The sequence below is a fragment of the Rhizobium sp. RAF56 genome (assembly GCF_052113965.1).
Classification (GTDB): Bacteria; Pseudomonadota; Alphaproteobacteria; order Rhizobiales; family Rhizobiaceae; genus Rhizobium.
Map to the genome: position 1 here is coordinate 1 of NZ_JBFRDU010000064.1, position 15062 is coordinate 15062.

General features: G+C 58.5%; 13 protein-coding genes. 2 read left to right on the top strand and 11 right to left on the bottom strand.

What is annotated here, in order from left to right:
* The 9 genes from AB4048_RS27420 to AB4048_RS27460 form a co-directional block, all read right to left on the bottom strand.
* The coding region (locus AB4048_RS27420; RefSeq protein WP_442205131.1) for an aspartate/glutamate racemase family protein at positions 1 to 698 on the bottom strand (698 nt) is incomplete at its 3' end.
* Positions 699 to 858: 160 nt separating this feature from the next.
* The gene (locus AB4048_RS27425; RefSeq protein ID WP_442205132.1) at positions 859 to 2331 is read right to left on the bottom strand and encodes an amidohydrolase family protein; all 1473 of its coding nucleotides are present in this window, start codon (positions 2329 to 2331) and stop codon (positions 859 to 861) included.
* A complete protein-coding gene (locus tag AB4048_RS27430) occupies positions 2331 to 3443 on the bottom strand; it encodes an ABC transporter ATP-binding protein (RefSeq protein WP_442205133.1) in 1113 nt (370 codons plus the stop codon). Before AB4048_RS27430 ends, AB4048_RS27425 begins: the two co-directional genes overlap by 1 nt.
* Entirely contained in the window at positions 3440 to 4927 is a 1488-nt protein-coding gene (locus AB4048_RS27435; RefSeq protein ID WP_442205134.1) for a chlorohydrolase family protein, read from the bottom strand. The genes AB4048_RS27430 and AB4048_RS27435 overlap by 4 nt, the downstream gene beginning before the upstream one ends.
* Positions 4924 to 5754 carry an ABC transporter permease gene (locus AB4048_RS27440; protein ID WP_442205135.1) on the bottom strand — a complete coding sequence of 277 codons (831 nt, stop codon included), beginning with the start codon at positions 5752 to 5754 and terminating at the stop codon, positions 4924 to 4926. The genes AB4048_RS27435 and AB4048_RS27440 overlap by 4 nt, the downstream gene beginning before the upstream one ends.
* On the bottom strand, positions 5751 to 6965 hold the full coding sequence (locus tag AB4048_RS27445; protein ID WP_442205136.1) for an ABC transporter permease: 1215 nt from the start codon (positions 6963 to 6965) through the stop codon (positions 5751 to 5753). Before AB4048_RS27445 ends, AB4048_RS27440 begins: the two co-directional genes overlap by 4 nt.
* Positions 6966 to 6990: 25 nt before the next feature.
* Positions 6991 to 8091, bottom strand: coding sequence for an ABC transporter substrate-binding protein (locus AB4048_RS27450; RefSeq protein ID WP_442205137.1), 1101 nt, complete (start codon positions 8089 to 8091; stop codon positions 6991 to 6993).
* Positions 8081 to 9631, bottom strand: coding sequence for an amidohydrolase family protein (locus AB4048_RS27455; RefSeq protein WP_442205138.1), 1551 nt, complete (start codon positions 9629 to 9631; stop codon positions 8081 to 8083). Before AB4048_RS27455 ends, AB4048_RS27450 begins: the two co-directional genes overlap by 11 nt.
* A 572-nt stretch (positions 9632 to 10203) precedes the next feature.
* Positions 10204 to 10896 (bottom strand): GntR family transcriptional regulator, encoded by a 693-nt coding sequence (locus AB4048_RS27460; RefSeq protein ID WP_442205139.1) that lies wholly within the window; start codon positions 10894 to 10896, stop codon positions 10204 to 10206.
* 220 nt (positions 10897 to 11116) lie between these two features.
* Between AB4048_RS27460 and AB4048_RS27465 the strand changes: the two genes are divergently transcribed.
* Both AB4048_RS27465 and AB4048_RS27470 read left to right on the top strand, forming a co-directional pair.
* Complete coding sequence (locus AB4048_RS27465; RefSeq protein WP_442205140.1) at positions 11117 to 12322, top strand: amidohydrolase family protein; 1206 nt, start codon at positions 11117 to 11119, stop codon at positions 12320 to 12322.
* A 41-nt stretch (positions 12323 to 12363) separates the two neighbouring features.
* Positions 12364 to 13608, top strand: coding sequence for an MFS transporter (locus AB4048_RS27470; RefSeq protein WP_442205141.1), 1245 nt, complete (start codon positions 12364 to 12366; stop codon positions 13606 to 13608).
* Between the two features lie 367 nt (positions 13609 to 13975).
* On the opposite strand, the gene AB4048_RS27475 is transcribed toward AB4048_RS27470, so the two are convergent.
* Both AB4048_RS27475 and AB4048_RS27480 read right to left on the bottom strand, forming a co-directional pair.
* Positions 13976 to 14572, bottom strand: coding sequence for an ankyrin repeat domain-containing protein (locus tag AB4048_RS27475; protein ID WP_442205142.1), 597 nt, complete (start codon positions 14570 to 14572; stop codon positions 13976 to 13978).
* A gap of 121 nt (positions 14573 to 14693) precedes the next feature.
* Positions 14694 to 15062, bottom strand: a 369-nt coding sequence (locus tag AB4048_RS27480) for an amidohydrolase family protein (protein WP_442205143.1), incomplete at its 5' end; no start/stop codon positions are given.

The following is a 15062-nucleotide window of genomic DNA, read 5'->3' on the forward strand; positions in this document are numbered from 1 at the left end:
AAGGGCTTGGGCAGCGGCGCGGCATAGGAGCCGCGCTTGCTTGTGGAAAGGCCGAGTGAAACCAGCGCCTCGGCCTGCTTGACGGCAGCCGAGACCCCGTCGACGACCGGAACGCCGTAAATAGTCTGCAACATGCGCGCAAGGTCCGTCATGCCGGCGCAGCCGAGCACGATGGCTTCGGCGCCGTCTTCCTCAAGCGCCCTTTCGATCTCCGCTCGCAGCTTGGCGATTGCGCCCGAGGCGGCATCCTCGAGTTCGAGGACGGGAATATCGGACGCCCGCACCTTCGCGCGTCCACCCATGCCGTAACGACGAACAAGGTTGTCGATGAGCACGCGTGAACGCTCCAAGGTCGTCACTACCGTGAACCGTTGGGCAAGGAAGCCCGCGGTTGCGACCGCGGCCTCGCATAGGCCGAGGACTGGCACGTCGCAGAACGTCCGGGCGGCCTCAAGGCCGGTGTCATCGAAGCAGGCGATGATTGCCGCGTCATAGCCCTCCGGCTGTCGGTCCTTGAGTTCCGCAAGCAGGCCCGGGATCGCAAGCGCGCCATCGTAATGGCCTTCGATAGAGGCCGGCCCCATGCGCGACGTCACCGGGACGATCTCCGTGCCGGCTGCAGCGACGGCGCGAGCCGCAATCGCCGCTTTTTCCGTCATCGAGGCCGTTGTGTTGGGATTGACCAGAAGAATGCGCATCAGGTTAGCTTATCCTTGACTGACGGCGACGCAGCATCGTCAAAATGCCAGGCGCGACAGGATGATGGTGACGGTCGTCACGGGACCCGAGGTATCGAGAGCAGGCGTCGACATTCCAGACCGCAGAACTGACTCGCATCGGCGCGCGTGTCTCCAAATTTCAGCAAAGCGTTGCAAGCGTCAACGGAGCCAGTTCGCGTGCCCCACGGCCCGCCCAGTCCACTTTTGGAACTGATATTTCTGCGGCTCGTTGAGCTGCCTCAACCGCAAGTGCGGCGGCCTCCACGTCAATCTGCGGCACTTTACCTGCGAAAACCACTTGACGCCCATCGATCCAAACATCGCGAACCGGCCGATCGGCAGCCGAGTAAATCAAGCTTTTAAGCGGATCGCGCAGCGGGCGCATGCTCGGATCGGTTAGGTCGATTGACACTAAATCGGCCTTTGCACCAACGGAAATACGGCCAATATCGGTTCGGCCGAGGGCCTTAGCGCCCCCCACAGTCGCCACGTGAAAGACGTCGCTTATGGAGATGCGCGTCATGTCCTCGCAGGCGACGCGTGCCAGGGTCAATGCTAGTCGCATCTCTTCGAGCATATTGTGCGGAAATGTGTCGGTACCGATGCCCATTGTAACGCCTGCCTCGATGTAGGCGGGCAAACTCTCCATAGTCACCCCATAGCGTGAAAATGGCGTCGGGCAATGGGCAACCGCCGCACCACTCTCGGCGATCGAGCGGAGGTCTTCACGCGTGTGCCAGTGCGGCCAGGAATGCGTGTCGAGGAAAATGCAATGGCCGAGAATCACATTTGGTCGGAGAACGCCCTTGGACTTCGCGTAAGCGACCGGCGTCTTGCCGGTGCGACGCGTGAATTCGTGGAACTCGACCATGCTTTCTGCACAATGGATGGTAAGTGGCCAACCTTTGTCTGCCGCCACAAGCAGGGTGTCGCCCAGCAAATCTTCATCCGTAGTGTCAAGCGTGTCGGGCGCAAGAATGCCGGTCAGCCGGCCGCAGGTATGAGCATTCGCCCGTTCGATCAGCTTAATAGCAGCGTCAAAACGGTCCCGCCCCGCCTTAATGTCCCAGAGATACTCGACCTCGTGGCCGTTCCTGGTAGACCAGTCCGCGCTGGCATACCACGGGCCAACCACACAGCGCAGGCCGCTCTCTTCGACAACATCGAGCCAAGCATCATACCGTGCGGACAGATCGAGCACCGTAGTTACGCCGCCCAGGAGCAACTCGTGGTAGGTCAGTCGCGAGGAAGCAGCGGGCGTCGTCTCGTCGCCAGGCACCGAACTTCCTTTCCAGAAGGCTGCTTTGGCATCATAAAGGCCGCTCATCCAAAAAGTCGGTGTACCTAGCTCCTCCATGATGCCTTTGCCGATCGGGCCGGATCGTGAATGACAGTGGATGTTCACAAGGCCCGGCATGATTAATCGACTGTCTGCATCGATCACCTCATCGGCCACACCCTGCCACGGTCCGCCGACATATGTGATTGTGTTGCCCTCAAAAACGATATCGCAACCGTTTCGATAGGCATGCGAGTTGGTTTCTTCGTTCCATACGACTGCCCATGCGGCATTTTTTATATGCGTTTTCCATTTGCGATTTGAGTCTAGCATTATCGGTTACCTTCGAGGGCGAACGCACGGCAGTCTTCGTTGCGCCAGGATGCTGTGACGGTTTCACCAACAGCCGGTAGCTGCAGCCGGGCGTCGTTGGAAATCTTGGCTGTCAGCGACTCGCCGCTTGTAAGCGCAATATCAAGGCGCGCGTGATCACCGAGATAGACGAGCGAACTGACAGTAGCGCTATGACGGTTTTCGCAGTCGGGGAGGTCCCCAATCATGAGCCGCTCTGGTCGCAAGGTGAGGATGGCGCGCGTCCCGACGGCAAGAGGATTCGGCATAAGGGCACGAGCTACAAATCCGCTTTCGCTGCGAATGCGGCAGTGTTGCCCGCTCGCTTCAATCACAGTGCCATCAATACGATTGTTCTCACCGACGAAATCAGCGACCAAAGCATCCGTGGGCCGCTCATAGAGCTCGCTCGGTGCGGCCAATTGGCGAATACGCCCATGGGCAAATACGGCGACGCGATCAGACATGGCAAGCGCTTCGTTTTGATCATGAGTGACGTAGACAATCGTGACACCGACGCGATCATGGATACGCTTAAGTTCAAGCTGCATATGCTCGCGAAGGCGCTTGTCGAGCGCGCCAAGGGGCTCGTCCATCAGCACGAGCTGCGGATCGAACACCAATGCGCGAGCGAGTGCCACACGCTGCTGCTGGCCGCCCGAAAGTTGGGCCGGTAGCCGATCGGCCATTTGCTCGAGTTTGACCAGTGACAATATCCCGTTTACGCGCTCGATGATCTCCCCGGCGGGGCGGCGACGCTGCTTCAATGGAAACGCGATGTTCTGGAATACAGTCATGTGCGGAAACAAGGCATAGCTCTGAAACACGATGCCGATGTCGCGCTGCCACGGAGGTACATTGTCGAGCGGCCGGCCGGCTAGCTCGATCTTGCCCGAGGTTGGGCGCTCAAAACCGGCCAACATCATCAAGGTGGTTGTCTTGCCGGAGCCCGACGCTCCGAGCAGCGATAGGAACTCACCGCGCCTCACCTCAAGATCAAGGTCACGCACCACCAGCGTTTCGCCGTCGTAGCTTTTGTTGACACCTGTGAAGCGCACGAGCACATCGGATTTTCCGAGGTGGGCGCGGGTCATGATAGGACAGTCGGCGCCGCTTGCCAAGGTCGGAGCGCCGGCGGGAATACATCCGCCAGTGGACGTCCGATCCAGTGCGTCCCCGGGAATTCTTTCCAGACTGTCTCGCATGATATCTGCGCCTTTCTCAAAAGTTCGTGCTCGTCAGCGAACAGTACGCGGCCTTGATCAACGACAATCTTGCCGCCAACCAGCACGGTGCGGACGTCGTTGCCCGACGCACACATTACCAAGCTGCGGATTGGGTCCCAGACCGGGCCAATCGCCACATTGTCAAAATTAACCAGCACGATGTCCGCCTTAGCTCCTGGCGCCAACCGTCCGAGATCATCGCGGCCGAGAGCCTTGGCGCCGCCCAGGGTCGCTGCGTTGAAAACATCGCGCGCCTTGGCTGCTTCATTGTCCATGCCTATGAGCTTGCCTGCCAGAGATGCCATGCGCATTTCTGCGATTACGTCGTATGGATAGCTGTCGGTGCCGATGCCGATGTTGACGCCGGCCCTCTGGTATCGATCGAAGGTCGATAGGAACACGCCGCGGCGCGCGAGGGCTAGCGGGGCGTGCGCGACTGTCGCTCCTGCGCCGGCAATTAGTTCAAGATCGCCCTCCCACGGATAAGCGACCATCGGATGACCTGCTATGTAGATGCAGTGGCCGAGTAGCACATCCGGTGCGAGGAAGCCTTCGTCGGCAAGCACCTGGACGGGGGTGCGACCGGCCAGCCGGACCGTCTCGTGAAATTCAAACAGTTGCTCGCAGAAGTGCATGGTGATGCCAACGCCGAGCCGGTCGGCGGCTTCCCTCGTGCGGCGCCGGAGCTCAGGCGTCGAAAGATAGAACTCGTCCGGATTGAGGATGCCGCGGTAGCGGTCGCCGAATTCGCCGTCATGGTCCTCGATGAAGCGGATTGCGCGCTCGAGTCCGTCGAAACCCAGTTGCTCGTCGCGGTGCACCACCAGGCGGCCATCGCTATCGACGAAATATTCGCCGGTCACGAACGCTGGCGAGTAGTAGAGCCGGGCACCGCAGGCGCCCATGTGCTGCAGCATGATATCGCCTACATCGCCGGTGTTTCCGGCCTCCACGATGGTGGTGACACCGTGGCGCAGCAATGAGGCGAACGCATAGGCGATTGAGGCGTCGGCGTCCTCGTAGGAGCCGAGGCTAGGCCCTCCTAAAAGCTTCCGCGGCGCGCAGTTGAGGAAGCCTGAGCGCATGAAGTCGCGGCGGCCACCATCGAGCACCAGCCGGTCCGTTACTTGCGCGGCGACATGGGCGTGAGTGCTAATGAGTCCGGGGATGGCCAAGCAGTCGCGCGCGTCGATAGTTTCGTCCGGCTCCCCCTCCCATTCTTTCCCAACGTGGACAATGCGGTCGCCCTGCACGACGACGACGCCGTCCTCAATCAGTCGGTGTTCCCCATCCTGGAAGCCGACCAGCCATCGAGCCCGTATCAGTGTGTGCTTACCATCCTGTTGGGTCATTGCTGTTTTGCTCCGGTCAGTTTTCGGGTACGGCGCCGGAGGGCCTCAACGATTAGCGACATCATGACCGACGCAATAACGAGAAACACGGCTGCGACGGTAATGGTCGGCGACACCGTCTCCTTCGCACCGCTCCAGATTTGACGAGGCAGCGTGCGAAATTCTGGGCTGCCGAGGAAGATCACGCAGACGATTTCATCGAAAGAGGTAATGAAGGCGAATGCTGCGCCAGTGACGATGCCGGGCATCACCAGCGGGCGCGTCACTTGCCAGAAGGCAGCAAAGGGACCCGCGCCCGAGGCATATGCGGCACGCAAGAGATTTGGGTCGAAGCCGGCGAGCGTCGCTGAAACCGCGATAACCACCAACGGCAGCGCCAACGTCGTATGGGCGAGCACAAGGCCCAAGAACGTGCCGACAAGGCCGAAGCGGGCGAAGTAAAAGAATATACCCACGCCGACGATGATGACCGGCACGATCATGGGGCTAAGCAGCAATGTCGACACGACAGCCCGCTGACGGGCAGGCAAGCGTACCAGACCGAGGGCCGCGGCCGTGCCGAGGCTGGTAGCAACCAGCGTTGTAACAACTGCCAACAGGACACTATTGCGGAGCGCCGACAACCATACTGGATTGGTGAAGAAGTCGGCGTACCAGCGCATCGAGAGCCCGGGCAATGGAAAAACCATCAGCGTCGCCGATGTGAAGGACAGTGGGAATATCACCAGGATGGGTGCGACCAAGAAGATGGCAACAGCGATGGCGACGATCTTGGCGCCGATATCGGCAGCTCGCTCAGTGACGGTAAGGTGCGTGCGTTCAGTCATCGTCCGCTCACAGCAGCAGTGCCCATCACGCGCCGAAACGCGCCAAGGCAGACAAAGGTGGCGATAAGGAGAAGCGTGCCGAGTGCGGCGGCCATACCCCAGTTAACCGAGGAATTGGTATAGAAGGCAACAAAGTAGCTGACCATTTGGTCGCCGCCGCCACCTACCAGGACCGGTGTGATATAGAAGCCGATCGCGGTAACGAACACCAACACCAGGCCGGCGACTATGCCCGGCATGACCTGAGGCAGATAACTGTGGCGGAACACTGCTAACGGTCGCGCGCCGAGGCTTGCCGCTGCCCATATCTGAGCGCGGTCAACCTTCAGCATTACCCCATAAAGCGGCAGTACAAAAAAGGGCAGCAGCACATGCACCATCGCGATGTAGACGCCGGTGCGATTATAAATCAGCGTAAGCGGTGCGCTGATAAGGTGGTGGTCGATCAAGAAACGGTTGAGAATGCCGTTCTGCTGGAGAAGCAGTATCCATGACATTGTTCGGACCAGGACTGACGTCCAGAACGGTAGCAGGACCGCGATGAACAGGAGGCGCCCCAGCCAGCCTTTGGCCGTCGCCAAAACATAGGCGACCGGGAAACCGACGATTAGGCAAAGTAGGGTGACGATACCGCTGATCCAAAAGGTTCGCGCAAAAATCACCCGGAAGGTGCCGTCCTGGTCTGAAGCTTTTGTTAGGCCGCCGTCGCGAAGTTGCAGGTCCAGTGCGCGCAACAGGTAGTAGGGTGTCAGTCGGCCACTTTCGTTGTCGATGACTTGCCAAATCCGATGCTCGCCCCACCGTGGATTTAAGGCGATGAGTTGTTCGAGCACTGGCTTTTGCAGCGATAGGGACAAACCGTGAAGGGCGATCACCATGCTGCGCATCCCCGACTCGGAATAATTCAAACGACGTGCAAGCGTCGCGGCGACGGAGCGGTCGAGGCTGTTCACGTCAGCAACTAGCGCCGCAGCTGCTGGTTCCGGTGGCCCACCGGTGCCATCCCAGGCTCTGAGAACCGCCCGTGTGCGAGGTAAAGCACTCCACGCTTCCGCGTTGTCGACGCTGCGCCAAGCGAACAAAGCGATCGGCGCAACGAAGATCAGTAACAGGAAGACGACGGCGGGCGCGACGAGGACGAGTCCGCCGAGCTGTTCCCGGCGGCGCGTTGCACGCACCGCGAGGGCAATGACTTTCTTGTCGTTTTCCACCGTCGTTGTTCCCTATTAGCTCAGGTTACTTCGACTGCCAGGCAGCGAAACGTTCGTTAAGGTTGTCCATCTTGTCCAGCCAGAACGATACGTAGGCCGGGTCATCCTGATCGACGGCGGTCTGCATGTGGCTTGACGGAAGTACGTTTGCGAGTGCTGGATCCACGAGTGCAACCGCCTTATTGTTAAGCGGCGCATATGGAGCGACGTTGGTGAAAGCCGCCTGCTGTTCCGGTTCGGCCGCAAACTTGATAAAGCCGAGTGCAGCATCCATGTTCGGCGAGCCCTTCAATACGGCATAATATTCACTGCCATTGAGATGGCCAGCATCCCAGGCAATGCGGAAGTCGCGTTTATCGTCCCTGTTTGCCTTGGTGACACGACCATTCCAGCAATAGGTCATCGCAAGGTCGCCGGAGGCGAGCAACTGAAGCGCTTCGCTGGCACTATTCCACCACTGGATGTTTGGTTTCAGCGCATCAAGTTTCTTGAAAGCGCGATCCACGCCTTCCGGCGACGTCAGCACCTTGGTGAGGTCCGCAGGCGCAACGCCGTCGGCGAGCAACGCCAGTTCAAGGGTCTCGTTGGGCGCGTTATAGAGACCGCGCTTGCCCGGAAACTTTTTGACATCCCAGAAATCAGCCCAGGTTTTAGGACCATTGTCACCGAGCTTAGAGCCGTTATAGACGAGCACGCCCGACGATGAGAACATGGGAGCAAGGCAGGGATTGAGCGGCTTCCCAAAGTCCGCCTGGTTCACGATGCCCTTGCCCGAGAGATTTTCAAGAAGGCCCTCGTCGCACGCCAGCGGCCCGATTGATGGGCCAACCATAACAACATCCCACTTCAGGCTTTTCGCCTCTACCTGAGCGCGAATTTCAGCGAGCTTTTGATCGTATTCGTCCTCGACAACCTTGATTCCGGCCTTAGCCGCATATGGCTTAACCATTGATGCCGATGCGGCCGCCTGCCCCGCTCCGCCAGGACCGGCAATCCTCAATTCCGCCGCAGCAGCTCCAAAGGCTGTGACGCCAAAGGCAAACGCCAGCGCGACGAATATTTTCGAACTTCCTGAATATCTAGTCATTGTATTTCTCCTTCTGGGGTTTTGTTTCTTATTCTTCATGCGCACCGACCCAGCGGTTCATCCCGACAGGCCGGAGAAGGCTTTTCCGATACATTTCCCGATAGAAGGGCGCGAGACGATCTGCCTGGCGCCGTGTTTCAGCGAGCGTGGCGGCGTGCTCACTCATTACCGCGCGTATTTCAGCGCGCAGCGCCGCCTCGTCGATGGTGAGCAACTTGCCGTCTTCATAGACGATGCGACCATCGACCATAGTCAGCGACACCGAGCTGCCGTTTTCGCAAAACACCAGCTGTCGGCGAATGTCGTTCAGCGGTGTAAACGCAATCGTATCGAGATCAACCAGAACCAAGTCCGCAGCATAACCCGGTTCGACGCGACCGATCTGATGTTGCAGGCCCATGCCACGCGCTCCGCCCGCAATCAGATCGTACAAAACTTCATCGGCCCGTGGCCAACGAGTCCATTCTGGATCGGCGATCTTATGGATGAGCCCGGCAACCTTAGCGACACCCCACATGTTTGCAGTGTCGTCGACGGCTGCTTCGTCTGTGCCAAGGCAGATCGGTACACCGGCATCACGTAGTGCACGCCACCGCATAACACCGCTGCCGAGCTTCAGATTAGAGATTGGGTTGTGTGAAACGGTGCAGCCACTAGCGGCCAGCAGCGCAATATCTTCGTCGTCAATCCAGACAGCATGGACGACCAGCTTGTGCTCGTCGAGAAGCCCGAGGTCGTGTACGTACTTGACAAGCGACTTTCCGTATTTTTCTTGCCCCAGCACCCGCTGTAGCCGGGTCTCCAAGATGTGCACAATGAACGGCAACCCATGCTCAACCGAAAGCGCAGTCAGGTCCTCGAAATAGGGCACCGTCACCCGCTGCGGCGCGGAACACGACACAGAGACTCGGAGCCTTCCGTTTGCCGCGCCATGCCATCGGCGAATAAAATCACGGTAGAGGGCTAGAAGTTCGGCGTCACTTTGCCGGGGCGCTTGCTCCATGTGGGCGCGCAGGTCAGCTGGCAGCAATTCTTTCAGGAACGGGTATTTATCGAACTCGACTATATTGGGTTGATCGAGCGAGACATTGGCGCGCATGCCACTGTCCGCATACGCTTGCATTACTGCGCCGATGGTTTCAACGGTCGGTACGGGGTTGAAAAAGGCGTCATCGTGCGCCGAAGTGACCCCCAGCTTTAACATTTCAGCCGCGCCAAGCAACGTGCGAAGCCGGCACAAATGGGCGCTCTCTGGTGCCGAAGCGAGCGGCGGCACTTCGTAGAGCATAAACATTTCGAGCGGCGCATCGTCGAGCGCACCCTTTAGAAAATTTGCCGGTGAGTGGATGTGGCCATTAATCAGGCCCGGCATGAGTAAGTGATGGGTCGCATCGATCACACGCGCCCCAAATGCCTGTAACCCTGTTCCAACCGCCAAGATGCGGCCACGGTCGACTAAGACGTCGGTGTCGGTTAGCAGACGCTGCTCGGCGTCCATCGTAAGCACGGACGCGCCGCGAAATATCACCGCGCCGTGAGACAATTCAAAATTAGGGCTAAAGACGGTTTTCGGGCGCATTTCCGATCTGATCCAGTTATTACACCAGCAAATCGGCACGCCAACCACAAAGGGATTTTAGGACAATCCCTGCGCTGAAACCAAGGCTAGCAGCAGGCGTTGCGATGATCAAGCCCCAATTTTGGCGTGCGCTCATTCTAACCGATGGTCCGTTCTTTGCCGAACGTGAACCGCGGTCCGTGGTGTTACGATGGATGACAATGGAGAACTGCCGTGGCTCGAATTGCCCGAGAAGCGGGACCGCTACGACGAAGTCGCGATGGGCGGCTAGCGGACTAGCACCGCTGGCGACCAGGTGCCTGTGGCCGGCTCTCTCGACCAGGGCCGGCATCATCGCCGACGACTGGGGCGAATAATCCAGCTCTCGTGCAGCCAGCTTTCGCGCGACCCCCACAATCGATTATGTAAGGCTCCATCCCTCTGGCGCTCCTCGCCAGAAGTATGGTCCGCATAGAGCCCAAAAAATGGTCGCAATCGGGCCCTAAGGCAAAAACGGTACGCTGTCGAGGATTGGGGGGCTACAAGAACGTGGCGAAAGCCTTACTCGTGAAAAGCTTCACTTCATTCTAAGGCTACAGTTCGCCAAGCAAATGCTGCATGGGATGATAGCCGTCTTCGATCTGCTGCGCCTTGGCGGTGACAGCCACCTCGATATCACCAAGATGCTTTCGCATGCAGGTGATTGCCCCAGCCGTGTTCCCAGATTCAATGCAATCGACCAGGGTCTTGTGTTCATCCGAGCGGCAAGCGCTGTGTGTTTCGTCTTCAAATGCCGAGATGACCAGTGACGTCCGTGAAATTATCCCCGTCAGGAATTCGATGAGGTTCCGGCTCTCGGTCGCTTCGGCGAGGAGTACGTGGAACTCGCCTTGTAACTTGCTCATTGTCTTGTAGTCCTTCGCCGCCATCGCCCGCTGTTCTTTGTCGAGATGTTCGCGCAGGCGCTTGATTAGCGGCGCTGGCTGACGTCCGCAAAGATCCGCTGCGATACCTGTCTCGACGACGAGGCGGACACGGAAAAGATCGTTGACCTCGTTGACGGACGGCAAGGAAACGGAAGCGCCCTTATTGGGTTCGATCGTCACCAGGCCTTCTGATTCAAGCCGCTGTAAGGCCGCGCGAACGGTGGTCCTGCTTACGCTGAAAAGCTCACCGAGAGCCTGTTCCCTAAGTTTTTGTCCAGGGCGCAAGCGTCGATCAAGAATGGACCGGTGCAATGCCGCGTAGACGGTGTCGACCATCTGATGCGCGTTCTGTCTGCCCATTGGGGATCTCCGATTTCAGTCTATCCTGTTGAGGGATCATTGCTATTTTAGGCTTAGGCCTCAAGTCAAGTCGATCTTGGCCCGAAATTCCTATTGATGGTCGCCAAAAAATGTATACAAATACTGAAGACACAATATCAGAAAAGTCTTCACCGCGGAAGCCTCCGGGCATACCTCCGGTCGCTCCGAGCGAACCAAAATTCACTTCATCGAGGATATGATGTCCCATACGATCTATCGCAATCTTCGCCAGTTGGACGATGTAGCCATCGATCTGCATTGCAAGGACGGCAAATTCGCGTCGATTGCGCCGGCCGGTTTAACCACCCCGTCTGATAGTGCCGCAGTGATCGAATGCGGCGGACAGCTCTTGCTGCCGGCGTTGGTCGACAGCCACACCCATTTGGACAAAACCCTGTGGGGGATGAAATGGCTTCCGAACACGGCCGGGCCAACGCGGAGGGATAGAATAAATAATGAGCTCGAGATCCTACGCGAGCTCGATGTGCCGATCCTGACGCGAACGGGCGGCTTGGTGGAAGACTGTATCGCGCGCGGCTCGCTGCATTTGCGATCGCACGTCCATATCGACCCAGAATTCGGACTACTCCACGTCGAAGGCATGATGGCCGTGCGTGAGGCTTATCGTGATGTCGTCGATCTGCAATTCGTGGCATTTCCCCAGACCGGGATGTTGACCCGTTCCGGCACAGTGGAGGTGATGGAACGAGCGCTGCAAATGGGCGTTGAGACCGTGGGTGGCATCGACCCGGCGGGTGTCGATAACGATCCAATAGCGCATCTTAAGACGATTTTCGATCTGGCCGCAAAGTATGGTCGTAGCATCGACATCCACTTACATGACCATGGCGAATTGGGCTTGTGGCAGATCGAACGCATCGCCGAATTCACAGCGGTGTCGGGCCTTCAAAACAAGGTCATGATCAGCCATGCCTATTGCCTTGGAATGTTCCCGGAGGCGCGGATTGAAGGGATCGGTCGCAAATTGGCCGATCTCGGAATCTCCTTGGTGACCTGCGCGCCAGCCAATATTGCCGTACCTCCTGTCGAATTTCTGCAGGGTCTCGGCGTCAATATCTGTTGCGGCTCCGACGGAATTCGGGACGCCTGGTCGCCCTTTGGCAACGGCGACATGCTTGAGCGTGCCTTCCTGCTGGCCCTCCGCTTCAATTGGATGAAGGATGCTCAGTTAGCCAATGCTTTCGCTTGTGCGACGCACGGGGGCGCTAGGGCACTGAATCTCCAACCTTATGGCATCGCCCTCGGCAATCCAGCGAATTTCATCTATCTGCCAGCAGAAACCATTGGCGAAGCGCTCGCCAACCGACCGATTGAGCGCCACGTGGTGAGTGGTGGCCGCCTCGTGGCAGCGGGCGGAAAATTCCTGTCGCCACGGCAGAGCTAACGCTCCCCACCCGAACGCACATTTTCCGTTGGAGAACTCGCATGAGCCTGGCGCTCACATCAAGAACAGCCGCCCCGGCGGCACTGTCGATTGTGGCCTTCGTCCTGATTGGATTCAACCTGCGGCCCGGCCTCTCAAGCGTGGCGCCGCTCTTGCCGCAAGTTGTACGGGATCTCGGCCTGACGCCTTCGGGTGCTAGCATCCTGACGATGTTACCGATTTTGTGTCTTGGGCTATTCGGTCCATTCGCCGAGAGGCTTGCGGGGCGATTTGGTCTTGGCAAGGTGATTACCGGATTTCTCCTGCTTCTAGTGATCGGTCTTACTTTGAGGGTGATCGAGAACGCGGCAACGTTCTTTTTGGCAACTGCAATTATCGGCACGGCAATAGGCATGACCGGGGTCCTGATGCCGGCAGTCGCGCGCCTGTGGTTTCCGCAGAAAATCGGGCTGATGATGGGTATCCATACGATGTCGCTCTGCCTTGGAGCCGCAAGTGCTGCTGGCCTCAGCGGGCCGATCGCTCTTTTGGCAGGAGAAACAACGGGCGTTGCAGGCTGGGCCGCAGCACTTTCGGTCTGGGCAATTCCTGCGCTCGCGGCCACATTGCTTTGGGCATCGGTGGGGCAACATGTAACGTCATCGCCGAGGAGCGAAAGCAATAACACTTCGTCTTTGTGGCGAAACCCTCTTGCCTGGCAGGTAACGGGGTTCATGGCGGCGCAATCCTCACTTGCCTTTGTGACCTTTGGCTGGTTGCCTGTGATCCTGCAGGATCGTGGCCTAACGGCGATAGAATCGGGCGTGATTACGTCCTTGTCGATTATGGCACAGGCGGTATCGGCATTGTTGGTCCCAACGCTCGCGGCGCGCAATCGACAGCAAAGCATATGGGCGATTGGTATTATGACATGCGTCGCGACAGGATTGCTGGGATGCATCATGGCACCGACGGGATCGCTTATCGCTTTTGGATTGCTGCTCGGATTGGGTCAGGGTGGGTCGTTCGGACTTGCTCTGACACTAATTGTGCTGCGCACAAACAAGCCGCAGGCCTCGGCAGCGCTGTCCGGTATGGTGCAAGGCATCGGCAGCCTCATTGCTTCGCTCGGTCCACTGCTGGCCGGAATCTTGCGGACTTTCGACCCGACGTGGCATCTGGCGGCGTTCGCATTTACTCTCATTGCGGTGATCGCCATGATACTGGGGAGTTTCGCTGGCCGACACAAAGAGATCCATCTTCATGGGTCCGACGATTTGTCGAATTCGCGGCGGATCAGTGTCTAAGCAGCCGGTTGGTACCCTTAATCGACAGGAGATTGATTTCTTAGTTTCTCGCGACAACCGCTGGCTGGAGCGTTTCTACTAGGAGGATCGCGCGCGGCCCGCGGGGCCACTTCGGTAGATGTCGAATGCCGCCCGCGTATCAGCAGCGACGAGTGGCTTTGGTTGCGCAACAGGGCGGCGCGATCCGCAGCGAGCAGGGCCATGCGCTCGCAAGTCCATCTGTCCGCCATTGTGAAATGCGAGCCGCAGTCGTGGATGCCTTGCGGCGAATCGCACACCTTCACCCCACCTGAGCCAGGTCGCACTCCCAAATTCGGCTTCGCAACATTAAATTACGGTGCCTTGGGCATTGTGTCCCAAAGCTCTATCACCTCGTCCTAGCGAGCGGCTCCAGCAACTTGACCATCGCCTTGTAACCTCGACGCCTGGCGTGTACCAGCGGCGTCACGTCGTAGGAGTCGGCAATGCTGGTGTTGGCACCGGCAGAGATCAGCCGCTTGACGATTTCGACGTGGTGGAGGCCGCCATCGCTTAGAATGATGGCCTCAAGCAGAGCAGTCCAACCTAGATAGTTGATATGATCGACGTCGACACCGGCGGCGATCAACATTGAGACGGCCTCGATATGCCCTCGCTCCGCGGCGGGGATGAGCGCAGTTCCGCCATAGCGGTTAGTGCTTTTGAGGTCGGCGCCGTGGTCGAGTGTCATCTTGAGAATTTCGAGACGACCGCACGCGCCGGCGTAGAGATAGGGGCTATCCTTGATAGCGTCCTTGGCGTTGACGTCGGCACCGGCGTCGATCAGCGCTCTTGCGGCGTTCACCTTGTTATCATGCGTTGCAACGAGAAGGGCCGTGCGACCGTTCGCGTCCCGCCCATCCACGCGCGCTCCTTCCGACAGCAGCCGCTCGATCGCCGTGACATCGTCATTTGCGGCAGCCTTGTGCAGTTGCAGTTCGTACAATGCTTTCTCCAAACCCGAACGTTGGGTGAGCAAACGACGACAACAATGCCTTCATCGTGGATCGCCTCCTCATTTTTCTCCTATATGACCTACCGACGGTCCCATCGAGGGCTCCGCCCGTTTATTCGATCAGCGTGGTGTCGCGGCTGTGCCGCCAGAACATGTCCGGTGTCTTGAGCAGGTCTTGCAGGTTCAGCCGTTCGATCATCAGCTCGGTCTCCCGCTGCGCCACATCGAGTATTGCGTCCTGATCGACATGGACAGGGGTGCGATCACGCAGGAGCACGCGTCCCCCGACGAGAACGGTGTGAACATCGTTGCCGTTGGCAAAGTAGGTCACGCGGAATTCGGGCATGTTGGCCGGATAGAGATGCGGCCGGCGTAAATCGACGAGAATGATGTCCGCCTTCTTGCCGGGCTCCAGCGAACCGATCTCATCGTCGAGGCCAAGCACGCGTGCGGCGTCGATCGTGCACATTTCCAAGACCTT

What these genes read in the sequence shown, in the direction of transcription:
- AB4048_RS27425 (WP_442205132.1), bottom strand. Translation starts at nt 2,331, where the DNA reads ATGCTAGACTCAAATCGCAAATGGAAAACGCATATAAAAAATGCCGCA.
- AB4048_RS27430 (WP_442205133.1), bottom strand. Translation starts at nt 3,443, where the DNA reads ATGACCCGCGCCCACCTCGGAAAATCCGATGTGCTCGTGCGCTTCACA.
- AB4048_RS27435 (WP_442205134.1), bottom strand. Translation starts at nt 4,927, where the DNA reads ATGACCCAACAGGATGGTAAGCACACACTGATACGGGCTCGATGGCTG.
- AB4048_RS27440 (WP_442205135.1), bottom strand. Translation starts at nt 5,754, where the DNA reads ATGACTGAACGCACGCACCTTACCGTCACTGAGCGAGCTGCCGATATC.
- AB4048_RS27450 (WP_442205137.1), bottom strand. Translation starts at nt 8,091, where the DNA reads ATGAAGAATAAGAAACAAAACCCCAGAAGGAGAAATACAATGACTAGA.
- AB4048_RS27455 (WP_442205138.1), bottom strand. Translation starts at nt 9,631, where the DNA reads ATGCGCCCGAAAACCGTCTTTAGCCCTAATTTTGAATTGTCTCACGGC.
- AB4048_RS27460 (WP_442205139.1), bottom strand. Translation starts at nt 10,896, where the DNA reads ATGGGCAGACAGAACGCGCATCAGATGGTCGACACCGTCTACGCGGCA.
- AB4048_RS27465 (WP_442205140.1), top strand. Translation starts at nt 11,117, where the DNA reads ATGTCCCATACGATCTATCGCAATCTTCGCCAGTTGGACGATGTAGCC.
- AB4048_RS27470 (WP_442205141.1), top strand. Translation starts at nt 12,364, where the DNA reads ATGAGCCTGGCGCTCACATCAAGAACAGCCGCCCCGGCGGCACTGTCG.